Below are 23,282 nucleotides of genomic sequence, written 5' to 3' on the forward strand. Positions count from 1 at the left end.
GAAGCGCAAAGGAAAAGGAGGGGATCGGCGCGCACGCCGATAGCATGGGGGCATGTCCGAACCCATGACCCTCGCCATCGATTGCGGCGGAGGCGGCATCAAGGGATCCGTCCTCGATCCGCGCGGGACGATGGTCGCCAAGCCCCTCAGAGTGCCGACCCCGTATCCGCTGCCGCCGTCGCTGCTCGTCGACACCGTCCGCGGGCTAGCCGAGCGCCTGCCCGCCGCGGACCGCGTGACGATGGGCATGCCGGGAATGATCCGGCACGGCATCGTCATCGCGACGCCCCACTACATCACGAGATCCGGCCCGCGCTCCAAGGTCGTGCCCGAACTCGTCGAGGAGTGGAAGAACTTCGACATGGGGAGGGCGATCGGCCGCAGCCTCGGCCTGCCGACGAAGGTATGGAACGACGCGGAGGTCGCCGGTGCGGGCGTCATCACCGGCACCGGCCTGGAAATGATCATCACCCTGGGCACGGGGCTGGGCAACGCCGTCTTCGACGCGGGCGCCCTCGCCCCGCACGTCGAGGTCTCCCAGGGTTTCGTCCGTTGGGGCCTCACCTACGACGACTACATCGGCGAGCATGAGCGCCTCCGGCTCGGCGACGCCCACTGGTCGCGGCGCGTGCGTCGCATCGTCGACGGTCTGCGCCCGATGTACATGTGGGACCGCCTTTACATCGGCGGCGGCAATTCGAAGCGCATCACCGCCGCGAACCGGGCGAGGCTGGGCGACGACGTCGTCATCGTCCCGAACGACGCGGGGATCATCGGGGGAGTGCGCGCATGGGAGAAGTGACGGTCACGGCGATCCCGGGGGACGAGGGCGGGACTCCGTTCGGCCAAGGGGAGGGGACGAGCCTGCGCGTCCGCCTCGACCTCGCCTATGACGGCACGGACTTCCACGGATGGGCCGCACAACCCGGGCTCCGTACAGTTCAAGGAGAACTCGAAGCCGCCCTCGCCCTCGTTCTTCGTGGGCCCGTCGCTTTGACGGTGGCGGGGCGCACCGACGCGGGCGTTCACGCCCGGCACCAGGTCGCGCACATGGACCTCCCGGTGGAGGCGTGGCGCGCCCTCGTGCCGCGCCGGGCTCAGCCGGGCGACGGGGCTGCGATCGGCGAGGGCCTGGTGCGAAGGCTCAACGTTCTGCTGGGGCAGGCGCGCGCCCGCTGGGCGCGCGCGCACGGCCTGCGTGAGCCTCACGGATCCTCGGATGCGGTGATCGTGAGCGCGACCCCGGTCAGCGCCGCCTTCGACGCGCGCTTCTCCGCCCTCGGCAGGCGCTACTGCTACCGGCTGGCCGACGGGGCGCCCGATCCTCAGCGGCGCCGCAATGTGCTGAGCGCGCCCGGGGGGCTGGACACGGCGGCGATGAACGCCGGCGCGCGCCTTCTGCTCGGCGAGCACGACTTCCTCTCCTACTGCCGCCCCCGTGAGGGCGCGACGACGATCCGGACCCTCACGCGCTTCGAGTTCACGCGCACGGAGCGCATCATCGAATGCCGCGTCGAGGCGGACGCCTTCTGCCACTCGATGGTCCGTTCGCTCGTCGGGGCGGCCCTCGAAGTCGGGCGCGGCAGGCGCGCCCCCGAGTGGATGGGGGAGCTCCTGGCGGGCTGCTCCCGGATCTCGGCGGCGCCGATCGCGCCCGCGCACGGACTGAGCCTCGAGGGCGTCGACTATCCGCCCGAGGCGGAATGGGCGGCGAGGGCGCTCCGTGCGCGCGCCCGCAGGGATGAAGTCGGAGGCTGTTGCGGCTGATCCGCGCGTCCGCGTCGGCGCGCGGCGGTCATGCGGCTCCGCGCCCCGCCATCGTCCCCGAAGCGCCTCTGAGTGATCCGACACAGTGCCCACGGCGCTTTGACCGGCCGGGCGCGCCCCGGATAGACTGATTGACGCTGTGCGTCAGCAGCTCCTTCGGTGTCTCCCACTCGCCGTCGAGCAGCGGCCGACGCCTCGCGCGAACCGTTTCATCGTGAGCGCGGATCGAACATCAGGTCCGCAGCTCCATGACCGAAAGAATTGAAGGTTACGCCCGTGCGCACCTATTCACCCAAGCCCGGGGACGCGGACAAGAAGTGGTACGTCATCGACGCCACCGATGTCGTCCTCGGCCGCCTGGCGGCCCAGGTTGCCGCCATTCTCCGTGGGAAGCACAAGCCGACGTTCGCCCCTCACATGGACATGGGCGACAACGTCATCATCATCAATGCGGACAAGGTCGTTCTGACCGGTAAGAAGCTCGAGCAGAAGATGGCGTACCGCCACTCCGGGCGTCCCGGCGGTCTGACCGCGACCTCCTACCGCGACCTCATGGCCAAGGCGCCTGAGCGCGCGGTCGAGAAGGCCGTCCGCGGCATGCTTCCCCACAACAGCCTCGGCCGCGCGCAGTTCAAGAAGCTGCACGTCTACGTCGGCGCTGAGCACCCGCACGCCGGCCAGTCGCCGGTTCCCTACGAGATCACCCAGGTGGCCCAGTGAGCGCCTCGCGCCGCTGAGCACCGACATAAGCACTGAGGAGAACCGTGGCTGAGACCACCGAAATCGTCGAGCTGGATGAGGAGAACGCCCCCAGCTCGTACACGACCGAGACCGAGACGGCGCCCGTCGGCGCCGGCCAGTCCATCACCGCGCCCGGCGCGGGCCTGGGCCGCCGCAAGGAGGCCGTCGCCCGCGTTCGCCTGGTTCCCGGAACCGGCGAGTGGAAGATCAACGGACGCACCCTCGAGGACTACTTCCCGAACAAGCTCCACCAGCAGCTCGTGAAGTCGCCCTTCGTCCTTCTCGACCTCGAAGGCCGCTTCGACGTCATCGCCCGCATCAACGGCGGCGGCATTTCCGGCCAGGCGGGCGCCCTGCGCCTCGGCATCTCGCGCGCTCTCAACGAGATCGACCGCGACGCCAACCGCCCCGCGCTCAAGAAGGCGGGCTTCCTGACCCGCGACGCGCGCGCCATCGAGCGCAAGAAGGCCGGCCTCAAGAAGGCCCGCAAGGCCCCGCAGTACTCGAAGCGCTGATCGGCGCCCGATTCCTGCACCTGCGGCCCCGCTCCTCGGATTCACGAGGGCGGGGCCGCGGTCTGTTTCCGTGGGAAAGGTGATGCTCTCGACGGGGCAAGGTGATGCTTTCGACGGGGCAAGGTGATGCTCTCGGCGGTCTTCGCCGAGAGCATCACCTTGCTCGATCGAGGGGACGTGTTCTCCCCTCCTGCAACACACCGCCCCGGCCTCGTCGATCGTCGATGAGGAGCGCGACGGCGGAGGACGCCCGTCGACCAACGGGCCGATCGCCGGGCCGGGCGGGTAGGCTGGGCGCAGTGCCCGGCGCGGGCTTCGGGGCCCGGCCGTCGGCGACTGACCAGTCACGAGTAAGGACGACATATGGCTCGAATGTTCGGCACCGACGGCGTGCGCGGACTCGCGAACGACCTCCTCACCCCCGCGCTCGCGGTCCAGCTGGGACAGGCGGCGGCGCGCGTCCTCACGCGCGACGTGCCCGCGGGCAAGCGCTCGCGCTCCGGGCGGCCGCGCGCCATCGTCGGCCGCGACACCCGCGCGAGCGGCGAGTTCCTCGACCACGCGATCTCGGCGGGCCTCGCCTCCTCCGGCGTCGACGTCACCCGCGTCGGCGTCCTGCCGACCCCCGCCATCGCGCACCTCACCGCGACGCAGGACATCGACCTCGGCGTCGTCATCTCGGCGTCGCACAACCCCTTCCAGGACAACGGCATCAAGTTCTTCGCGCGCGGCGGCTATAAGCTCGACGACGCGCTCGAGGACGAGATCGAGGCGCTCCTCGGCACAGTCGACGACCTCCCGACCGGTGCCGGCGTCGGCCGTGTCATCAAGGGCGAGACCGTCGCCGACCAGAACTACATCAACCACCTCGTCGACTCGGTCGCCACCGACCTGTCGGGACTGCGCATCGTCGTCGACGCCTCGAACGGCGCCGCGTCCTCCGTGGGCCCGGCGGCCCTGCGCGCCGCCGGCGCCGAGGTCATCGTCATCAACGCCTCCCCGGACGGCCTCAACATCAACGCCGACTGCGGCTCGACCCACCCCGAGCAGCTCCAGAACTACGTCGTCTCCGTCCACGCGGACATGGGCGTCGCCTACGACGGCGACGCCGACCGGTGCCTCGCGGTCGACGCCGAGGGCAACCTCGTCGACGGCGACCAGATCATGGGCCTCCTCGCGCTCGGCATGAAGGAGGACGGCACGCTCGGCTCCGACACGCTCGTCGTCACCGTCATGTCGAACCTCGGCCTCATCCTCGCGATGAAGGAGCACGGCATCCGCACCGTCCAGACCGGCGTCGGCGACCGCTACGTCCTCGAGAAGATGCTTCAGGGCGGCTACACGCTCGGCGGCGAGCAGTCCGGCCACGTCATCGATTCGCTCCATGCGACGACTGGCGACGGCGTCCTCACCTCGCTGCGCGTCGCGGCCCGCATGAAGCGGACCGGCAAGTCGCTCGCCGAACTCGCCTCGATCGTCACCCGTCTCCCGCAGACGCTCATCAACGTCAAGGGCGTCGACAAGGCCGCCGCCGGAACGAACTCCGCCGTTCAGTCGGCGGTCGCCGCCGCCGAAGCGGAGCTCGGCGAGACCGGCCGCGTCCTCCTGCGCCCCTCGGGCACCGAGCCCCTCGTCCGCGTCATGGTCGAGGCCGCCACCCAGGAGCAGGCCGACGGCGTCGCCCAGCGCCTCGCGGACGTCGTCAAGGAGAACCTCTCCCTCTGAGATCCGACCCCCGGTTCGCGGCGTCGCCCTGCGGGGCGGCGCCGCTTCCGTTTTCCCATCGACGAGGGCGGGGCCGCGTCCTCGTCGATCGGGAGCGGACGTGGGAAGGCGCCGGGCGGGCGTCGCGTGCGCTGAGGGCGGGCGCCGCATCCCCTCGACGGAGCAAGGTGATGCTTTCGGCGCGCGAAAGTAATGCTCTCGGCGAGGGGAGGGGACGGAGTAGGGCGAGGCGAGGGGGACGGCGAAGGGGAGGTCAGTCCTTGCGGAGGAGCAGCGACTCGACCCGGTGGGAGCGGTCCTTCTTGAAGATCATCGTCGCGCGCTCGCGCGTCGGCGCGATGTTCTCGCGCAGGTTCGGCAGGTTGATCGCCGACCACACCATGCGGGCGGTCGTCTCCGCCTCCTCGTCCGTGAGGCCCGCGTAGGTGCGGAAGAACGAGTCCTCGCGCGAGAATGCCGTGCGGCGCAACTCGAGGAAGCGGTCGACGTACCACTGCTCGATGTCCGGCTCCTCGGCGTCCACGTAGATCGAGAAGTCGAAGTAGTCCGACACCGCGACGCCGCGCGCCCCCGGGTGGACGCGCGGCGGCTGGAGGACGTTGAGGCCCTCGACGATGAGGATGTCGGGGGACTGGATCTTCAGCGTCTCGCCCTCGACGATGTCGTAGACGACGTGGGAGTAGACCGGGACCTCGAGCTCCGGCGCTCCTGACTTCACGGCCGCGAGGAACTCGAGGAGCGCGGGGCGGTCGTAGGACTCGGGGAAGCCCTTCCGCGCGAGGATGCCCTTCGACTCGAGGACCGCATTCGGGTAGAGAAAACCGTCCGTCGTCACGAGGTCGACGCGCGGCGTGTGCGCCCAGCGCTGGAGGAGCAGCTGGAGGAGGCGCGCGACCGTCGACTTGCCGACCGCGACCGAACCCGCGATCCCGATGACGAAGGGCGTGTCGACCGCGCGGTCCTCGCCGAGGAAGTCGCGGCGCTCGCGGGCCGTGCGGCGGCGGCCATCGACGTAGAGCTGGAGGAGCGCCGACAGCGGACGGTAGATCGCGTCGACCTCCGACATGTCGATCGGGTCGCCGAGCGAGGCGATCCGGTCGATGTCCGCCTGCGTGAGCGGCAGGGGAGTGCGATCGGCGAGGCGGTCCCACTCCGCGCGTTCGAAGCGGGCGAAGGGGCTGATGGCGCGAAGGTCCGTACGGGAGGTCACTGCCGCATTGTGCCGCACTCGGCGTCGTTCTCGCATCGAACCGGGCCCTCGCGGGCGCCCGAGCCCCGGCCCTCCCGTCGCCGACCCGCAGAAACGCACACAGTTTCTTGACCGTTGCCCGCATCGAAACCCTGTGACCAGGACTTTTGGTGCGAGGCCCTGCTCGTCGGGCGTCGGCAGCGCCGAAACTGTGTGCGGAATTGCGGGGAGTGTGGATCCGTCGAGCGTGAACAAGCGCGCAAAGTCGGGGAGAAGGGGCCGTGGGACGGGCGGCGGAGGCGCGCGTGTGGTGGAATTGGCGCCATGTGCGGAATCGTCGGACACATCGGATGCCAGGCCTCGCAGCGCTCGCGCGAGGTCGTCATGGGCGGCCTCGCCCGCCTCGAATACCGCGGATACGACTCCGCCGGGATCGCCCTCGTCACCGAGGACGGGCTCGACGTCGTCCGCGCGGTCGGCAAACTCACCAACCTCGCCGACGCCATCGCGGCGGACGCCCCCGCCGACGCCACCGCCGGCATCGGCCACACCCGCTGGGCGACCCACGGCCGCCCGACCGAGGCGAACGCCCACCCCCACTCGTCCGAGGACGGCCGCTTCGCCCTCGTCCACAACGGCATCATCGAGAACGCCGACGCCCTGCGCGCCGAGCTGCGCGCCGCCGGCGTGAACTTCGCCTCCGACACCGACACCGAGGTCGTCGTCCACCTCGTCCAGAGGGCCTACGACTCCGCCGACCTCGCCGAATGGGACGGCGACGCCGCCGGCCTCGAAGGCGACGCCGCCCGCGCGGCCCGCCGCCTCGTCGCGGCCCTCCGAGCCGTCACCGCGCGCCTCCAGGGCACCTTCACACTCCTCGTCGTCTCCGCCGACGCGCCCGACGCGATCGTCGCGGCGCGCCGGTCCTCGCCGCTCGTCATCGGACTCGGCGAGAACGAGAACTTCCTCGGATCCGACGTCCTCGCCTTCGTCGAGCACACCTCGCGCGCCGTCGAGATCGACCAGGACCAGACCGTCCTCGTCACCGCGAAGGGCGTCGTCGTCATCGGCCACGACGGCGACCCCGTCCCCCTCAAGGAGTACGAGGTCGACTTCGCGTCCGACCGCGCGACCAAGGCCGGGTGGCCGACCTTCATGGAGAAGGAGATCCACGAGCAGCCCCGCGGCGTCGCCGACACGCTCGCCGACCGCGTCGACTCGAACGGGCGCCTCGCCCTCGACGAGGTCCGCATCCCCGAATCGGTCCTCCGCGGCATCGACAAGATCATCATGATCGGCTGCGGCACCGCCTCCTACGCCGGGCAGGTTGCCCGCTACGCGATCGAGCACTGGTGCCGCATCCCCGTCGAGGTCGAACTCTCCTCCGAGTTCCGCTACCGCGACCCCGTCGTCACCGAGAAAACCCTCGTCGTCGCCATCTCCCAGTCCGGCGAGACCATGGACACCATCCAGGCGATCCGCCACGCCCGCGAGCAGGGCGCGAAGGTCGTCGCGATCGTCAACACCCCCGGCTCGACGATCTCGCGCGAGTCCGACGCGGTCCTCCTCACGCACGCCGGCCCGGAGATCGCGGTCGCCTCGACGAAGGCCTTCACCTCGCAGGTCACCGCCTGCTACATCCTCGGCCTCTACCTCGCCCAGGTCCGCGGGAACAAGTACTCCGACGAGATCGCCGACTACATGGACAAGCTCGCCGAGGCTCCCGCGAAGATCCAGCAGGTCCTCGACCAGGGCGAGACCGTGCGTCAGTTCGCCCGCACGATGTCGGACGCGACCTCGGTCATCTACCTCGGCCGTCACGTCGGCTTCCCCGTCGCCCTCGAGGGCGCGCTCAAGCTCAAGGAGATCTGCTACATCCACGCCGAGGGCTTCGCCGCCGGCGAGCTCAAGCACGGGCCGATCGCCCTCGTCGACGACGGCCAGCCGGTCATCATCATCGTCCCGACCCCGCGTCGCCCCGAACTCCACAACAAGGTCCTCGCGAACATCCAGGAGGTCCGCGCCCGCGGCGCACGCACGATCGTCGTCGCGGAGGAGGGCGACCACTCGGTCGACGAGTTCGCCGAGGTCGTCTTCCGCGTCCCGCCGATCCCGACGCTCTACGCGCCGCTCCTCACCGTCGTCCCCCTCCAGATCTTCGCCTGCGAGCTCGCGACCGTGAAGGGCCTCGACGTCGACCAGCCGCGCAACCTCGCGAAGTCCGTCACCGTCGAGTGACGGCCTCGATCGGTTGAGAGGCGCCCGCCCCGGGGAACGGGGCGGGCGCCTTCTCGTCGAACCCGCGGGCCCGTCCCTTCTCCTCGCGGCGAGCGCCCCGCCCCGGCCTCGTCGGTCGACGAGCGCGCATCGACTCCTCCCGGTGAGCGCCCCGCCCCGGCCTCGTCGGTCGACGAGCGCGCATCGACTCCTCGCGGCGAGCGCCCCGCCCCGGCCTCGTGCGCGAACTCACCGCGGGCGCGACGACCGGATGCGGGGGAGCCCCGCCCGCGCCGCTACGCTTTCCCCGTGGCCGACCTCCTCCTCGCTCTGAGCTCCTCACTCGTCTTCGGGACGATGTCCGTCCTGCTCGTCGTCCTCGGCGGCGACGACCGGCAGCGGATTCTCGGGCTCATGGCCGGCGGGTTCGTCACCGCCCTCATCGCGACGCCCTTCCTCCACGTCCACTGGACGCCCCAGTCGGTCGTCGTCGCCTACCTCTCCGGCCTGCTCCTCGGGTGGGGCCTGTTCGACCAGACGATCTGCCTGCGCGTCCTCGGAGTCTCGCGGACGATGCCGACCTCGACGGGCATGCAGCTCGTCGCGATGTCGCTCGGCGGGGTCCTCCTCTTCGGCGAGTGGCGCCGCGGCGCGTCCCCGCTCTACGGCGGTGCGGCGATCCTCGCGCTGGTCCTCGGCGTGTGGCTCGTCTCCCGCCACGAGGCCCGCTCCGCCGAGGACGCCCTCGACCTCGACTGGGGGCGCGGGCTTCGACTGCTCCTCACGTCGACCTTCGGGCTCGTCGTCTACCTCCTCTTCGTCCGCTGGTTCGGCGTCGACGGCCAGACCGCGCTGCTTCCGCAGGCGCTGGGGTACATGACGGTCGCGCTCGTCCTCACCTCGCCGCGCTTCACCCCGTGGGACGGGCCGGCGGATACTCGATGGTCGAGGACGACTCTGCGTCAGCTGCTCCCCGGCATGATGTGGGGCGGCGCCGTCCTCATCCTCCAGGTCTCCGCGGGGCGCGTCGGCGTGGCGACCGGGTTCACGCTCTCGCAGCTCGGCATCCTCATCTCGACTCCGGCGGGGATCCTCCTGCTCGGCGAGCACCGCACGAAACGCGAGCTGCGCTGGACGGCGATGGGCGTCGCGCTCGTCATCCTCGGCGCGTTCCTCGCGGGCGCGGCGAAGGCGATCGACGCCGCCTGAGTTTCCGCTCCTTCTCCCGATCGACGAGGTCGGGGCGGCGCGCCGGATCGAGGGGGGAGATCCCGTCGGCGGGGGTCGGGTAATGCGGCTCTTCACGATCTGGGGGTGTGGTCGGGTGAGGCGGCGGTCTGGAGCCTCCCGGTGCTGCGGTCCTTCTCGGCGCGTGTGGTGGCTTTCCTCATGTTCGGCGGCGATACGAGGCGCCGGGATTTCGCCGCCGAACGGCGCCGAACGCCATCAAACGTCGTGAAAGCCGCCGAGCACTCCGACGGAAGCCCACCGAAGCAGGTCGAGACGGCGATGCAGGTCATGCGGGCCACCGATCCCGTGCGCAGAGCGACTTGGATCGCACACTCGACGCCCCTCCCCGCCCACCATCCACGCCGAGACGGCGATGCAGGTCGTGCGGGCCATTGATTCCGGGCGTGCGGCGACGTGGATCGCACACTCGACGCCCCACCCCACCCACCACGCGCGCCGAGACGGCGATGCAGGTCGTGCGGGCCACCGCTCCCGGGCGTGCGGCGACGTGGATCGCACACTCGACGCCCCTCCCCACCCACCACGCGCGCCGAGACGGCGATGCAGGTCGTGTAGGGCACTGACAACCGGCTACACCCCCGACTGCGAAGAGCCGGTAATGCTCTCGGTGCTGGTCGGGTAATGCCTTCGGCAAATGAGGGGCGGGCGGCGCCCCCGTCGCTCGTGTCAGCAAAGAGATCCCCTCGGCGCGCGAAGGTGATGCTCTCGGCGGGGCCGGGTAATGCCGTCGGCGGGAACCGGGTAATGCCGTCGGCGGGGGTCGGGTAATGCTCTCGGCGAATGGGGGGCGGACGCAGGACGGAAGCGCCCACGGGGCGGACTAGAGTCTCATCGTGCCGTTCGACCCCGCCGCCCTCATCGATTCGATCGAGCGCATCGCCGTCGAGACGGTGCCGACGCTCGGCTCGCTCGGCGTCGCCCCGCACCTCCTCGTCCTTCTGGGCGCCGCCTTCCTCGCCGGCGCCGTCGACGCCGTCGTCGGCGGCGGCGGACTCATCCAGCTTCCGGCCGTCCTCCTCGTCCCGGGCATCGCACCGGTCACCGCGCTCGCGACGAACAAGCTCGCGAGCTTCGCCGGAACCGGCACGGCCGCCGTCGCCTACTCGCGGAGGATCGGCTCCGACCTGCGCATCGCCGCCCCGACCGCGCTCCTCGCGTTCCTCGCCGCGTCCGGGGGCGCGGGCCTCGCCTCGAGGATCCCGAAGAACTCCTTCACCCCGCTCGTCATCGGCGCGCTCCTCGTCGTCCTCGTCCTCACGATCGCGAAGCCGCAGCTCTTCGCCTCGAAGCGCTCCGGACTGCCGATCGGCGCCCTGATCGCGCGCACCGTCCCATTCGGAGGAATCGTCGGCCTCTACGACGGGCTCCTCGGGCCGGGGACGGGCTCGTTCCTCCTCATGGCGTTCATCGGCGCCGCCCAGATGGACGTCCTGCGCGCGACCGCGCTGACGAAGATCGTCAATTCCGCGACGAACCTCGGCGCGCTCCTCTTCTTCGGCGCGCACGGCGCGATCGACTGGCCGCTCGGGCTCGCGATGGCCGCCGCGAACATGGCGGGCGGCTACACCGGCGCCCGCTGGGCGACCCGCCTCGGAGCCCGCTTCATCCGCCGCGTCCTCGTCATCGTCGTCCTCGCGCTCCTCGTCAAGCTCGCCTCGCAGCTCGTCGCCTAGGCGCACGAGGCCGGAGCCGCTCCCCGAGAAGGACGACCGATGAGCCGCCGCCCCGCGGACCGAACTCCCCATCGCCCACGACTTGACCCTCACGCGACGTCAGGGCGCACGATGATCCCATGAACGCCGGACGAAGCGAGGACGAGACGACGCAGCGGACCGGGAGCCCGGACGTCCCCCGACCGATCGGGGCCGGAGCCCCGGCCTCGTCGCTCTACACCATCGGCGAGGTCGCGGACCTCGTCGGTGTCACCGTGCGCACGCTCCACCACTGGGAGCGCGAGCGCGTGGTCGTCCCGTCGCGGCGCTCGCCCGCGGGCTACCGCCTCTACTCCGCCGAGGACGTCGCGCGCCTCCAGCGCGCGCTCGTCTATCGGGAGACGGGGATGGGGCTCGCGGACATCGCCGAGGCGCTCGACTCGCTCGACGCCCCGGCGCAGCATCTGCGCAGGCAGCGCGCGCTCCTCGTCGAACGCATCGCCCGGCTCGAGGCGATGGTCGGCTCCGTGGACGCGCTCATCGACAAGGAGGAGAAGGACATGACCATGAGCCCCGAAGAACGATCGACGATCCTCGGCCGCGACTGGACCGAGGACCCGTACTACGAGGAGGCGAAGGACCGCTACGGCGAGACCGACGACTGGGCGGAGTCTCAGCGTCGCCGCTCCGCCAGGGGTCCCGAGGGCGAGGCCGCGGCCGCGAAGCGCCTCGAGGAGGTCGAGGCCCGCATCGCCGACGCCATGCGCGCCGGCGTCGAGCCCGGCACCGAGAAGGCCAACGCGCTCGCCGACGCGCACCGCGCGGCCCTCGACTGGTTCGAGGTGACGCCCGGCAAGCATGCGATCCTCGCGCGCATGTACGTATCGGATCCGCGATTCCACGCCCGCTACGAGGCGGTCGCGCCCGGACTCGCGGAGTACCTCAAGGCGATCATCGACGCGAACGCGCTCGCCCACGGCGTCGACCCCGAGACGGCCGCCTGGGCCTGAGCCGCCGGGCGGCCAGCCCTGCGGGTGCTGGCAGTCCGGGTACTGGCAGTCCGAGTGCTGGCAGTCCGGGTACTGGCAGTCCGAGTGCTGGCAGTCCGAGTGCTGGCAGTCCGAGTGCTGGCCGCCTCTCGTTGAGTCCCCCCTCACCGAAAGCATTACCTTTCCTCATCGAAAGCATCACCTTCGCCCGCCGAGGGGATCTCAGCGCATGACGTCGCGTCGGGACTCGTATGATTTCGCGGCCCACGGCGCGTGACCTCGCCGCGCGAGGCGCATGACTGCGCGCGGAAGGTCGCCCGATCGGATGCCCGCGCCTAGCATCTACCCCATGACCGACTCCACCGCCCCGACCTCGTCCATCCCCCTACCGACGAGCGCGGAAGCCGACGGCGGAACGCCCGCGGCGGGTGGCCTCGCGCACCCGGGCGAGCCGGAGCCCGAGATCCCGCGCGGGGCGCTCGCCGACTCGGACTCGGTGCGCGTCGACACCTGGCTGTGGGCGATCAGGCGGACGAAGTCACGGTCGCAGGCGACCTCGGCCGCGCGCGCCGGGCACGTCAAGATCAACGGCGACACGGTCAAGGCGGCGCAGAAGGTGCGAGTCGGCGACGAGGTCAGGCTCCGCGTCGGGGGATTCGACCAGGTGCTCGTCGTTCGGCGGCTCCTCGTCAAGCGGGTCGGGGCCCCACAGGCGCGCGTCTGCTACGAGGACCTCACTCCCGAGCGGCCCCGCGTCGTCATCCCCGTCGCGCAGCGCGAACGCGGGACGGGCCGCCCTTCGAAGAAGGAGCGGCGAGAACTCGACCGCCTGCGCGGACGCGACTCCCACGACCACGCGCGCCTCGATCGGGCGGGCGATCTCGGGTTCGACTTCGAGGAGTGATCCGCGCGCCGGGATCGGGAGGGGCGTCGCGCGGCTGGGTCCCGGTTCGTCATTGGAGTGGTTGACGACAATCGGAGGGGGTATGGGCCCTCCACTTGACGCGAACCCCTCCACTTGACGCGAACCCCTCCACTTGACGCGAACCCCTCCACTTGACGCGAACCCCTCCACTTGTCGCGAACGCGGCGTGAACGCGGCGGACGCCCCGCCCGGCGCCCCGTCCGACGACCGGCGCCCCGTCCGACGACCGGCGCCTCGCTCAGAGCACCCGTTCCCGCTTCGCCGCACCCCGCGGGGTCACCGCGCGTGCGACGACGACGGCGACGAGCGGCGCGCCGACGAGGACGAGCACGAGTTCGGCCCAGGGGATCACCGGGGACAGGCCGACGAGTTCGGGGAAGGCGCCCGAACGGGCGATCGCGACGACGGCGAGCACTCCCGCGAAGAGACCGGACAGCACGGAGACCGGGACGCACGCGACCGCGAGCCCGATGCCCTGGTAGGCGCTCACGCGCGAGCGCAGCTCGGAGGTCGCGCCCATGGCCTCGAGGGTCTCGAAGTCGGGGCGCATGTCGGTCGCGGAGAGGACGACGACGAGAGCGACCGTGCCCGCGGCGGCGATGAGGGCGACGAAGGCCGCGATGCGCGGAATGAGCAGGGCCGACCGGCTGCTGGATGACGCGGGCCGTCGTGCCCGGCACCGCCTTCGCGACGCGGGCCGAGAGGGCCTGGGCGCTGAAGGCGCTCACGGGGCGGTCGAGGACGAGGAGCTCCCCGATCGGCTTCGCGGGAAGGCTGAGGGCGGCCGCGGCCTTCGGCGAGAGGACGATGACGTCGACCTCCGACCGCGCGGTCGCGGGCACGCGCGTCGTCGCGGTGATCGTCGGGTCGGGGGCGTCGGGATCCCCGTTCGACTCGGCGGCGAGCGCGTCGGTCATGTCGTGGGCGCGCAGCTCGGCGGTCCCGTCGGAGTCGATGTACCTCTCGTCGGGGAGGATCGCCCCGCCGGCGGTCAGCGTCGTCACCGCGCGCACCATCGCGTCGTCGGAGAGGATCCCCGAGGTCGCGAGGAAGGTGCCGTCGTCGACGATGTAGGCGAGGTCCATCTCGGCGATCGCCGGGTTCGCGACGTTGAGCGAGAGCGATTCACCGCCGTTGGGCGACACGGCCTCGACGACGAGGGCGGGGCCGTTGCTCGTACTCGACGCCCACGGCATGCCCCTGAGCGTCGCCGAGTCCTTGACGCTCCGTTCGTCGGCGACCGCGGCGGCCGCCGCGTTCTGCTTCGCGCGCGCCTGCACGGTCGAGTCCGAGGCGTCCGCGTCGGATACGAGGACGGAGCCGCGCGGGCCGAGGTGGGCCTCGGCGTTCCAGGCGGCCTCGTTCGCGGAGGTGAGGGTGATGAGGAGTCCCGCGGCGATGAAGGTCGTCGTCATGAGGGACGCCATCGCGGGCAGGGTGCGGTGCCCGTTGCGGACGGCGTCGCGCAGGGCGAGGCGCACGCCGATCGGAGTCGCGTCCCTCACCCGCCAGCGCTTCGAGATCGCGTACGGGGCCGACCCGATGAGGCCGGCCTCGAGAAGCCCGACGCCGAGGGCGAGGAGGATGAGCGAGCCGATGATCGCGGCGGCGATCGTCGTCGGCACGGCGAGGAGGAGGGCGATCGGGTAGACGGGCGTGCGGCGGACGAGCTTCGAGGGCGCTCGCGCCTTCCCCATGATGACGGCGACCGAATCGATCGCGGCGAGGTCGCGTGCCGGTGAGATCGACGCGACGATCGACAGCACGAGCGGGAGGAGGGCCGCGGCGGCGAGCGACTGCCAGGGGACGATCGAGAATCCGAGGCCGTAGCCGAACCCGAATGCGAGGTCGGCGATCGCCACGAGGACGACTGCGACCGCGGACGAGAGGAGTCCGATCCTTTGCCCGATCGCCGTCGTGAGGCGCCCCTGGTCGGCGTGGTCTCCGCCGATCGCGAGGATCGTCGCGGCGGTTCGGATCGCTCGGTTCTGGGCTACGGCGAAGATCGGGGTGACGAGGAGGACGAGTTCGATGAGGACGAGGAGCGAGCCGACGACGATGACGAAGGGCCGCCACATCTCGGACCGCGCGAGGGCCGGCTCCTGTCCTTCGAGGGCGAAGTGCGCGGGAGGATCGGCGAGGACGGCTCGCGAGATGACGAGGAACCCGGAGGAGTTGAGCGCGAGGACCTTCTCCCAGGTGACGGGCGCGCTCCCGACGACGTAGAAGGCGCTCGTCGATCCGCCGCCGACCGGGTAGGTTGCGAGGTCGAGGGTGCCCTCCCCGATGACGAGGCGCCGCTCGCCCTCGAACACCGAGTCGACGACGACGCTCGCCTTCTGCGTGGACGCGCCGTCGGCGGCGTTCGCCGCGGTCGAGACGACGAGGGAGGAGCCGACCGACACGCCGAGTTCGTCGGCGAGGTCGTCGCTGATCGCCGCCCGCCCGGCCGCGAGCTTCCCGGTCCCGCCGGGCACGCCGACTTCGGGGGCGTCGAGGGAGGCGGTCTGGAGGACGTCCTCGACCGATGTCGACTTCGCGGCGCCGACGCGGGTGACGCTCGCCCGATGCACGGTCTCGACGATCTCGAGCCGGTCCCCGTTCGGGACCCACGCCTCGAGGGTCTCCGCCACGTCGTCGTCGGTCACGTCCTTCCCACCGAGAGAGGAGTTCATGGAGCCGAGCGGATCCTGGGCGATGGACGAGCGGGCGATGCGGACCGCGACAGCCTGCGTGGTCGGACGGTCGCCGAGCCACTGGGCGGCGACGTAGCGCGGGGACGAGGTGATGGTCCAGGCGGTGACGCCGGTGATGATGAGGACGACCGGTAGGGCGATGATGGCGACGGCCGCGATCGAGCGCTTCACGTCGACGCGGATCGTCCGTCGGGCGATGCGCCTGGCGACTCTCCAGCGGCGCCGCGCCTCGAGGAAGGTCTCGAGGACGCGCGGCGTCCGTCGGCTCATAGGAGGTCCTCGACGCGGTCGGAGCGAGAGGAGTCGATGATCCGTCCGTCGCGGAGGAACACGGTGCGGTCGGCCCATGCGGCGAAGCGCGCCTCGTGGGTGACGAGGATGCCGGCGACGCCGGAGTCGATGCGGTTGCGCAGCGCGAGCATCACCTTCTCGCCGGAGTTCGAATCGAGGGCTCCGGTCGGTTCGTCCGCCATAATGATCGAGCGGCGACCGACGAGGGCGCGGGCGATGGCGATGCGCTGCTGCTCGCCCCCGGACAGGCCGTCGGGGAATCGGTCGGCGATGTCGGAGGCGCCGGCCTCCTCGAGGGCGGCGCGGGCGGCGAGGCGCGCCTTCTTCCCGGGCGCCCCGTCGAGTTCGAGGGGCATGGCGACGTTCTCGAGGGCCGTCAGGGTCGGGATGAGGTTGAAGTCCTGGAAGACGTAGCCGATCGAGCGGCGGCGCACGGCGGCGCGCTCGGCGGCGTCGAGGGTCGAGATGTCGGCCCCGTGGATGAGGACGGCGCCCTCGTCGGGGCGTTCGAGTCCGCCGGCGATGGCGAGGAAGGTCGACTTCCCGGAGCCGGAGGGCCCCATGATCGCGACGAGCTCGCCGACCCCGACTTCGAGGTCGACGCTCTTCAGGGCCTGGACCCTCGTGTTGCCGGCGCCGTAGCCGTGACTGACGCCGACCAGCCTCACCGGAGCGGGGCCGAGGCTCATCGCACTCGGGTACCCGCGGTCTTCTTGGCGAGCTGACGCGGTGCGCGCTTCTTGGAGGCGGCGAAGGCGGCGCTGCGCGCGGCCTCGGAGATGGCGCCGGACTCGATGTGGTCGAGCCAGTTGAGCTCGGCCTCGAGGTCGAAGATGTGGCGCTCGAGGATGAGCTTCCACGCGAGCTCGTCCTCGTCGGCGCCGGCCTTGAGGCGGGTGACGTCGCGGAGAGCGGAGAGGGTGGAGCGGCGCTGCGTCTGGATGAGCGCGGTGACGTCGACGGTCGGGTCCGCGGCGGCGACGGCGAGCTTCATGACGAGCTCGTCGCGCTCGGGGTTCTCGCGGGCGACGGGGGACGCCCACCACTCGTCGAGGATCGCGAGGCCGGCCTCGGTGATCTCGAAGACTTCGGAGTCGCATCCCGCGTTGGTCTCCTGGTGGGAGACGACCGAGCCGTCGCGCTCGAGCCGCTGCATCGTCTGGTAGACCTGGCCGATGTTGAGCGGCCAGGCGCCGCAGGTCTGGTCCTCGAACATCTGCTTGAGGCGGTAGACCCCGGCGGGCTGCTGGGCGACGAGTGCGAGGAGGGCGTTGCGAACGGACATGCTGCTCCAATGAACGACGGCGGGGCGGGCGCCCCTACTGACCCGGAACTCTTCTCCGCCCGGGGCGCGCTGTCGCGTGCGCTTCGCCACATTTCCGCCCTTCGCGCGGGATCGACGAGGGCGAGGCGGTGCGTTGCAGGAGGGGAGAACGCATCCCCTCGATCGAGCAAGGTGATGCTCTCGGTGAAGGAGGGGGAATGCCGTCGGCGGAAGTCGGGTAATGCTCTCGCCGATCTTCGCCGAGAGCATTACCTTTGCGCGCCGAGAGCATCACGTTCGCGCGCCGAGAGCATTACTTTCGGCGGGCGCGAGGCGAGCGCTGGGGGACGCGCGGGGAGGGCGAGCGCCGGCGCGCGGGAGGCGCGCGGTTCAGGCGGTTCAGTCGGCGGCGGCCGCGGCCTCGAGGGCGCGCCCCCAGGCGCCGTAGCGCTGGCGGATCGTCGCGGCCGAGGGGACGTCGGTGCGGCCCTCGGCGCGCCGGGCCCTCGCCCACTCCCCGTAGCCCCCAATGGTGGCGGCCGCTCCCGCGGCCTCGCGGGAGGCGACGTACTCGGCGAGGACGGCGGCGACCCCGGATTCGTCGAAGCGGCCCGAGCCCTGCGCGCGCCCGCGACCCGCGGGGGCGAGCCCGAGCGAGGCGAGCGCCGCGTTCCAATTGCCGCCGCCGAGGCGCACGGCGATCGTGCGCGACGCCGTCGGCCACAGCAGCGCCCCCTTGGAGGACTCGGCGCCCCGGTCGGAGAGGATGCGGGCGCGCGCGGCGTCGCACTTCGCGGCCGCGACCGTCGGGAGCTCGTGGCGCTCGGCGGCCTCGCGGGCGGCGAGGATCCGGGGGATAGCGCGTTTGACGTCGAGGAGGCGCAGGCCGTGCGCGCCGACGAGCGGTTCGAGTTCGGCGAGCAGTGCCTCGTCGGTCCGGTCCTCGTCGATCTCGAGTCGGCGCTCGTGGACGGCGGAGGCGATGAGCCAGAAGCCCGCGGCGATCTGCTCGGGCGTGAACGCCGCGGTGCGGGGCTTCGGTGCGGGGGCCATGCCGCCACTGTATGCGGGAGGCGCGCGGCTGTGAACTCCCACCCTTTCCGGGTGCTGGAGAAGACACGGTATCACCTCCCACCCTACGCTTTTCAGGAACCTGAAAATACTTCTTCGAAGAGAGGGCTCAATGCTCTTCTCCCTCGCATGGCGCCACTTCAAGGCGCGAGTGTGGGAGGTCCTCGCCGTCGTCGTCCTTCAGACGGCCGCGACGATCGCCGCACTCGAACTCCCCGATCTCAACGCCCGCATCATCGACGAGGGCGTCGCCGCCGGCGACACCGCCCTCATCTGGCGCCTCGGCGGCGAGATGCTCGCCATCGCCGCCGTCCAGATGGTATGTACGGCCGTCGCCGTCTACCTCGGCGCCCGCCTCGCGATGTCCCTCGGCGCGCACCTGCGCTCCGGCCTCTTCCAGCACATCCACGGCTTCGCCGCCCAGGACTTCCACGAGTTCGGGGCGTCCTCGCTCATCACCCGCTCGACGAACGACGTCCAGCAGATCCAGATGACGATGATGCTCTCCTTCTCCGTCATGATCGGCGCGCCGATCATGGGCGTCGGCGGCGTCATCATGGCCCTGCGCCAGGACGTCAAGCTCTCCGTCGTCCTCCTCGTGCTTGTCCCGACGCTCGCGCTCGTCGTCGGCCTCATCATGGGCCGTCTCTCGCCCCTCTTCGCCGTCCAGCAGACCCGCATCGACACGATGAACACGGCGCTGCGCGAGGAGCTCACCGGCATCCGCGTCATCCGCGCGTTCATCCGTCAGGGTTTCATCCGCGACCGCTACACGAACGCGAACGACCGCCTCCGTTCCGTCGCCCTGTCGATCGGCACGTGGTTCGCCCTCATGTTCCCGGCCGTCATGGTCGTCATCTCCGTCGGCACGGTCGGCGTCCTCTGGTACGGCTCGCGGCTCATCGACTCCGGCGACCTCCAGATCGGCGCGATGATCGCCTACATCAACTACGTCGCGATGATCTCCCAGGCGGTCATGATGGCCGCGATGATCTTCATCATGATCCCGCGCGCGAACGTCGCCGCCGGCCGCGTCGCCGCGATCCTCGATCACGAGTGGACGATCACCGATCCGAAGTCGCCCGCGCAGGCCCCCGCCGGCCGCTGGGAGTTCGCGCTCGAGGGCGCGTCCCTGCGCTACCCGGGCGCCGAGGAGGCCGTCCTCGAGGACGTCGACCTCGATCTCGCCCCAGGCACGACGACCGCCGTCATCGGCGCGACCGCCTCCGGCAAGACGACCCTCGTCAACCTCCTCCCCCGCATGATGGACCCGACCGGCGGGCGGATCAGCGCCTCCGGCGTCGACCTGCGCGACCTGCCGGTCAAGACGGTCCGCGAGCGCATCGCGATGATCCCCCAGCACGCCTACCTCTTCTCCGGCACGATCGCCTCGACCGTCGCCGGCGTCGCCGAGCCCGACGCCGCCCAGCGCGAGCGCGTTCAGTGGGCGCTCGACGGCGCGCAGGCGACCGAGTTCGTCTCGGCCCTCGCCGACGGCATCGATCACGAGGTCGAGCCCGGCGGCTCGAACTTCTCGGGCGGCCAGCGCCAGCGCCTCGCGATCGCCCGCGCGCTCTACCGCGCCGCCGACCTCTACGTGTTCGACGACTCGTTCTCCGCGCTCGACTACGCGACCGACGCGAAGCTCCGTCTCGCGCTCCCGCGCTACACCGAGGGCGCGGCGGTCCTCATCGTCGCCCAGCGCGTCGCGACGATCCGCCACGCCGACGAGATCCTCGTCCTCGACGAGGGCCGGATCGTCGGCCGCGGCACCCACGCCGAACTCCTCGCCTCGTGCGAGACCTACAAGGAGATCGTCGCGTCCCAGATGAGCGAGGAGGAGGCCGCATGAGCACCCGAGACGCACGACTGCGCACCGCCCCGCGCGGCCACGGCCCCCACGGCGGCATGGGCCGCCCCGTCGAGAAGTCGAAGAACTTCAAGGGCTCCCTCAAGCGACTCATCGGGGAGCTCCGCCCCGACAAGTGGCTCGTCGCCCTCGCCCTCCTCGGCGCCGCGATCTCCGTCGGATTCAACGTCGCGGCCCCGCGCGTCCTCGGCCGCGGCACCGACCTCATCTTCAACGGCGTCATCGGGAAGATGATCGCGAAGGCCCCGTCGAAGGAAGCGGCGGTCGCCGCGCTCCAGGCGAAGGGCCAGGACGACCTCGCGACAATGCTGAGCTCGATGGACGTCACCCCCGGCCAGGGCATCGACTTCGACGCCCTCGGCAAGGTGCTCCTCCTCTGCGTCGGCATCTACGCCGCCTCCGCCCTCGTCTCCTTCCTCGGGGGCTGGGTGCTGCGGGTCGCCGTCCAGAACCTCGGGTGGCGCCTGCGCGACAAGGTCCAGTCGAAGATCGAGCGGCTCCCGCTCTCCTACCTCGACTCCCACTCGCGCGGCGACCTCATGTCGAGGGTCTCGAACGACGTCGACAACGTCGCCCAGATCATGAACCAGACGCTCTCGCAGCTGTTCCAGGCGATTCTCACGATCGTCGGCATCTTCGTCATGATGCTCACCCTCTCATGGAAGCTCACGCTCCTCGCCCTCGTCGTCATCCCCCTCGGCGCCGCGCTCGCGGGCGTCCTCATGGGGAAGGCGCAGCCGCAGTTCCGCGAGCAGTGGCGCTCCACCGGCGAGGTCTCCGACCTCGTCGAGGAGACGATCTCGGGCCACGAGGTCCTCGCCCTCTACGGACTCGACTCCCGCTTCGACACCGACTTCGAGAAGTCGAACTCGTCGCTCTACCGGTCGAGCTTCATCGCCCAGTTCATCTCGAACCTCGTGATGCCGCTGATGAACATGGTCTCGAACATCTCCTACGTCATCGTCGCGGTCGGCGGCGGCCTCATGGTCGCCGGCGGCACGATGACCCTCGGCGACGTCCAGGCCTTCATCCAGTACTCGCGCCAGTTCACCCAGCCGGTCGGCCAGCTCGCCTCGATGGCGAACTCCCTCCAGTCGGGCGTCGCCTCGGCCGAGCGCGTCTTCGAGTTCCTCGACGCCGAGGAGATGGCGCCCGAGAACGGCGCGAAGTCCCTCGCGGGCTCGCGCGGCGAGACCTCCCGCGACGCCCTCGTCGACGACGAGCGCGTCTCGGGTCGCGTCGTCTTCGATCACGTCCGCTTCTCCTACGTCGAGGGCACGCCGATCATCAAGGACCTCTCCCTCACGGTGGAGCCCGGTCAGATGGTCGCGATCATCGGGCCGACGGGCGCCGGCAAGACGACGCTCGTCAACCTCCTCATGCGGTTCTACGAGCTCGACTCCGGGCGGATCACCCTCGACGGGGCCGACATCGCCGACCTCGACAAGGACGTCCTCCGCTCGCACATGGGCATGGTCCTCCAGGACACGTGGCTCTTCGACGGGTCGATCGAGGAGAACATCGCCTTCGGCGCCGACGGGACGACCCACGACGAGGTCGTCGAGGCCGCGCGGGCCACGGCCTCGCACCGCCTCATCCGCCAGCTCCCCAAGGGCTACGAGACGCACGTCTCCGACTCGGCGGACGTCATCTCGCAGGGCGAGCGCCAGCTCCTCACGATCGCTCGCGCCTTCGTGTCGCGCCCGGACATCCTCATCCTCGACGAGGCGACCTCCTCGGTCGACACCCGTACCGAGGTCCTCGTCCAGCGGGCGATGGACGCGCTGCGCGAGGGCCGCACGGCCTTCGTCATCGCCCACCGCCTCTCGACGATCCGCGACGCCGACCTCATCCTCGTGATGGAGCAGGGCGACGTCGTCGAGATGGGCCGCCACGAGGAGCTCCTCGCGAAGGACGGCGCCTACGCGCGCCTCTACAACGCGCAGTTCGCCGGCCCCGAGGAGGCCGACGCGATCTGACGGCGCCCAGCCGCTTCGGCGAGCCGCCCGTGGGGAGTCCCCGCGGGCGGCTCCCCCGTTCCTCGGGCCCACCGCCCCGGCCTCGTGCGCGCTGTCCGCGGGAGGCGCGCAGTCCGCGGGACGCGCGCGGAGCGCGGCGGCGCGTGGGAGGATGGTCCCGCATCGCCCCGGCTGGGGCGCCGTCGAGAAGGAGCACCGTGAACGCCGCGACCGAGATCCCCGACCTTCTCCTGCCGACCGGGAACCCCATCCCCCAGTTCGGCTTCGGCACCTTCAAGGTGACCGAGGGCGTCTACGAGGCCGTGTCCTCCGCCCTCGAACTCGGCTACCGTCACATCGACACCGCGCAGATGTACGGCAACGAGGCCGAGGTCGGCCGCGCGATCGCCGAGTCCGGGATCCCGCGCGAGGACGTCTTCCTCACCTCGAAGCTCGACAACGGCAACCACGAGCCGGACGTCGCCCGCGCCTCCTTCGAGCGGACCCTCGATGACCTGCGGACCGACTACGTCGACCTTTTCCTCATCCACTGGCCGCTGCCCGCGAGCTACGGCGGCGACGTCGCCCTCCCCTGGCCCGTCCTCGAGGAGTTCTTCGCCCAGGGCCGCGCCCGCGCGATCGGCCTGTCGAACTACGAGATCGCCCACATCGAGAAGGTCCTCGACATCGCGAAGGTCCCGCCGCACGTCCTCCAGATCGAGGCCCACCCCTTCCTCCCGAACAACGCGGTGCGCGAGCACGCCCGCACGCTCGGCATGGTCGTCGAGGCGTGGTCCCCGCTCGCCCGCGGCCGCGCGGCGAAGGATCCGACGCTCGCCCGCATCGGCGAGCCCTACGGAGCTTCGGCCGCCCAGGTCGCCCTGCGCTGGGCGCTCCAGCGCGGCGACGTCGTCTTCCCGAAGTCCGTCACCCCCTCGCGCCAGCGAGAGAATCTCGACGTCTTCGACTTCGTCCTCTCCCCCGCCGAGATGGCGCTCGTCGACGCCCTCGACGAGGGCGAGGCCGGGCGCACCGGATCGCACCCGAATCGGAAGAACCTCGTGTGAGACGCGCCGCCGGCCGCCGACTCCGTCAGCGGATCGGCTGAATCCGGCGGTTTTCGCGGTGTCCACGTGGAGGACGGCGGGTGACCGGCGGGCG

General features: G+C 71.1%; 17 protein-coding genes. 13 read left to right on the forward strand and 4 right to left on the reverse strand.

Annotated elements, in window-relative coordinates:
- Window positions 1-52 precede the first annotated feature (52 nt).
- From DY157_RS00830 to glmM, 5 genes are all read left to right on the forward strand, one after another.
- Window positions 53-802, forward strand: coding sequence for an ROK family protein (locus DY157_RS00830; RefSeq protein WP_115726756.1), 750 nt, complete (start codon window positions 53-55; stop codon window positions 800-802).
- Window positions 790-1,767, forward strand: a complete 978-nt coding sequence (truA, locus tag DY157_RS00835; protein ID WP_115726758.1) for a tRNA pseudouridine(38-40) synthase TruA — start codon at window positions 790-792, stop codon at window positions 1,765-1,767. The genes DY157_RS00830 and truA overlap by 13 nt, the downstream gene beginning before the upstream one ends.
- A 276-nt stretch (window positions 1,768-2,043) precedes the next feature.
- Window positions 2,044-2,487: a 50S ribosomal protein L13 gene (gene rplM, locus DY157_RS00840; RefSeq protein WP_115726760.1), complete on the forward strand. Its 444-nt coding sequence runs from the start codon at window positions 2,044-2,046 to the stop codon at window positions 2,485-2,487.
- A gap of 44 nt (window positions 2,488-2,531) precedes the next feature.
- Window positions 2,532-3,023, forward strand: a complete 492-nt coding sequence (gene rpsI, locus DY157_RS00845; RefSeq protein ID WP_115726762.1) for a 30S ribosomal protein S9 — start codon at window positions 2,532-2,534, stop codon at window positions 3,021-3,023.
- A 363-nt stretch (window positions 3,024-3,386) separates the two neighbouring features.
- The gene (gene glmM, locus DY157_RS00850) at window positions 3,387-4,748 is read left to right on the forward strand and encodes a phosphoglucosamine mutase (protein WP_115726764.1); all 1,362 of its coding nucleotides are present in this window, start codon (window positions 3,387-3,389) and stop codon (window positions 4,746-4,748) included.
- A 253-nt stretch (window positions 4,749-5,001) separates the two neighbouring features.
- On the opposite strand, the gene coaA is transcribed toward glmM, so the two are convergent.
- On the reverse strand, window positions 5,002-5,994 hold the full coding sequence (coaA, locus tag DY157_RS00855) for a type I pantothenate kinase (protein WP_115726766.1): 993 nt from the start codon (window positions 5,992-5,994) through the stop codon (window positions 5,002-5,004).
- Window positions 5,995-6,261: 267 nt separating this feature from the next.
- Between coaA and glmS the strand changes: the two genes are divergently transcribed.
- The 5 genes from glmS to DY157_RS00885 all read left to right on the forward strand — a co-directional run bounded on the left by glmS (window position 6,262) and on the right by DY157_RS00885 (window position 12,950).
- On the forward strand, window positions 6,262-8,175 hold the full coding sequence (gene glmS, locus DY157_RS00860; protein ID WP_115726767.1) for a glutamine--fructose-6-phosphate transaminase (isomerizing): 1,914 nt from the start codon (window positions 6,262-6,264) through the stop codon (window positions 8,173-8,175).
- Window positions 8,176-8,463: 288 nt separating this feature from the next.
- Entirely contained in the window at window positions 8,464-9,363 is a 900-nt protein-coding gene (locus tag DY157_RS00865; RefSeq protein WP_115726769.1) for a GRP family sugar transporter, read from the forward strand.
- A gap of 875 nt (window positions 9,364-10,238) precedes the next feature.
- Entirely contained in the window at window positions 10,239-11,078 is an 840-nt protein-coding gene (locus DY157_RS00870) for a sulfite exporter TauE/SafE family protein (RefSeq protein WP_218938032.1), read from the forward strand.
- 119 nt (window positions 11,079-11,197) lie between these two features.
- Window positions 11,198-12,067, forward strand: a complete 870-nt coding sequence (locus DY157_RS00875) for a MerR family transcriptional regulator (protein WP_115726770.1) — start codon at window positions 11,198-11,200, stop codon at window positions 12,065-12,067.
- Window positions 12,068-12,395: 328 nt separating this feature from the next.
- Complete coding sequence (locus tag DY157_RS00885; RefSeq protein WP_115726773.1) at window positions 12,396-12,950, forward strand: RNA-binding S4 domain-containing protein; 555 nt, start codon at window positions 12,396-12,398, stop codon at window positions 12,948-12,950.
- 2,983 nt (window positions 12,951-15,933) lie between these two features.
- Here the strand turns inward: DY157_RS00885 and DY157_RS00890 are convergent.
- From DY157_RS00890 to DY157_RS00900, 3 genes are all read right to left on the reverse strand, one after another.
- Entirely contained in the window at window positions 15,934-16,647 is a 714-nt protein-coding gene (locus tag DY157_RS00890; protein ID WP_115726775.1) for an ABC transporter ATP-binding protein, read from the reverse strand.
- Complete coding sequence (locus DY157_RS00895) at window positions 16,644-17,243, reverse strand: PadR family transcriptional regulator (RefSeq protein ID WP_115726777.1); 600 nt, start codon at window positions 17,241-17,243, stop codon at window positions 16,644-16,646. The genes DY157_RS00890 and DY157_RS00895 overlap by 4 nt, the downstream gene beginning before the upstream one ends.
- 378 nt (window positions 17,244-17,621) lie before the next feature.
- Window positions 17,622-18,275 (reverse strand): hypothetical protein, encoded by a 654-nt coding sequence (locus DY157_RS00900; protein WP_115726778.1) that lies wholly within the window; start codon window positions 18,273-18,275, stop codon window positions 17,622-17,624.
- 130 nt (window positions 18,276-18,405) lie between these two features.
- On the opposite strand from DY157_RS00900, the gene DY157_RS00905 reads away from it, so the two are divergent.
- The 3 genes from DY157_RS00905 (at window position 18,406) to DY157_RS00915 (ending at window position 23,188) form a co-directional block, all read left to right on the forward strand.
- The gene (locus tag DY157_RS00905; RefSeq protein WP_115726780.1) at window positions 18,406-20,145 is read left to right on the forward strand and encodes an ABC transporter ATP-binding protein; all 1,740 of its coding nucleotides are present in this window, start codon (window positions 18,406-18,408) and stop codon (window positions 20,143-20,145) included.
- Entirely contained in the window at window positions 20,142-22,142 is a 2,001-nt protein-coding gene (locus DY157_RS00910; RefSeq protein WP_115726781.1) for an ABC transporter ATP-binding protein, read from the forward strand. The genes DY157_RS00905 and DY157_RS00910 overlap by 4 nt, the downstream gene beginning before the upstream one ends.
- Window positions 22,143-22,339: 197 nt before the next feature.
- Window positions 22,340-23,188 (forward strand): aldo/keto reductase, encoded by an 849-nt coding sequence (locus tag DY157_RS00915; RefSeq protein ID WP_115726783.1) that lies wholly within the window; start codon window positions 22,340-22,342, stop codon window positions 23,186-23,188.
- The last annotated feature ends 94 nt before the right edge of the window (window positions 23,189-23,282 follow it).

This window comes from Actinomyces culturomici (genome assembly GCF_900499005.1).
In the GTDB taxonomy this organism is placed as follows: Bacteria; Actinomycetota; Actinomycetes; order Actinomycetales; family Actinomycetaceae; genus Pauljensenia; species Pauljensenia culturomici.

Excerpts from the sequence above, each read along its gene's own strand:
- coaA (WP_115726766.1), bottom strand. The coding sequence starts at position 5,994 with ATGCGAGAACGACGCCGAGTGCGGCACAATGCGGCAGTGACCTCCCGT.
- DY157_RS00885 (WP_115726773.1), top strand. The coding sequence starts at position 12,396 with ATGACCGACTCCACCGCCCCGACCTCGTCCATCCCCCTACCGACGAGC.
- DY157_RS00895 (WP_115726777.1), bottom strand. The coding sequence starts at position 17,243 with ATGTCCGTTCGCAACGCCCTCCTCGCACTCGTCGCCCAGCAGCCCGCC.
- DY157_RS00830 (WP_115726756.1), top strand. The coding sequence starts at position 53 with ATGTCCGAACCCATGACCCTCGCCATCGATTGCGGCGGAGGCGGCATC.
- glmS (WP_115726767.1), top strand. The coding sequence starts at position 6,262 with ATGTGCGGAATCGTCGGACACATCGGATGCCAGGCCTCGCAGCGCTCG.
- DY157_RS00890 (WP_115726775.1), bottom strand. The coding sequence starts at position 16,647 with ATGAGCCTCGGCCCCGCTCCGGTGAGGCTGGTCGGCGTCAGTCACGGC.
- DY157_RS00910 (WP_115726781.1), top strand. The coding sequence starts at position 20,142 with ATGAGCACCCGAGACGCACGACTGCGCACCGCCCCGCGCGGCCACGGC.
- truA (WP_115726758.1), top strand. The coding sequence starts at position 790 with ATGGGAGAAGTGACGGTCACGGCGATCCCGGGGGACGAGGGCGGGACT.
- DY157_RS00900 (WP_115726778.1), bottom strand. The coding sequence starts at position 18,275 with ATGGCCCCCGCACCGAAGCCCCGCACCGCGGCGTTCACGCCCGAGCAG.
- DY157_RS00875 (WP_115726770.1), top strand. The coding sequence starts at position 11,198 with ATGAACGCCGGACGAAGCGAGGACGAGACGACGCAGCGGACCGGGAGC.
- DY157_RS00905 (WP_115726780.1), top strand. The coding sequence starts at position 18,406 with ATGCTCTTCTCCCTCGCATGGCGCCACTTCAAGGCGCGAGTGTGGGAG.
- glmM (WP_115726764.1), top strand. The coding sequence starts at position 3,387 with ATGGCTCGAATGTTCGGCACCGACGGCGTGCGCGGACTCGCGAACGAC.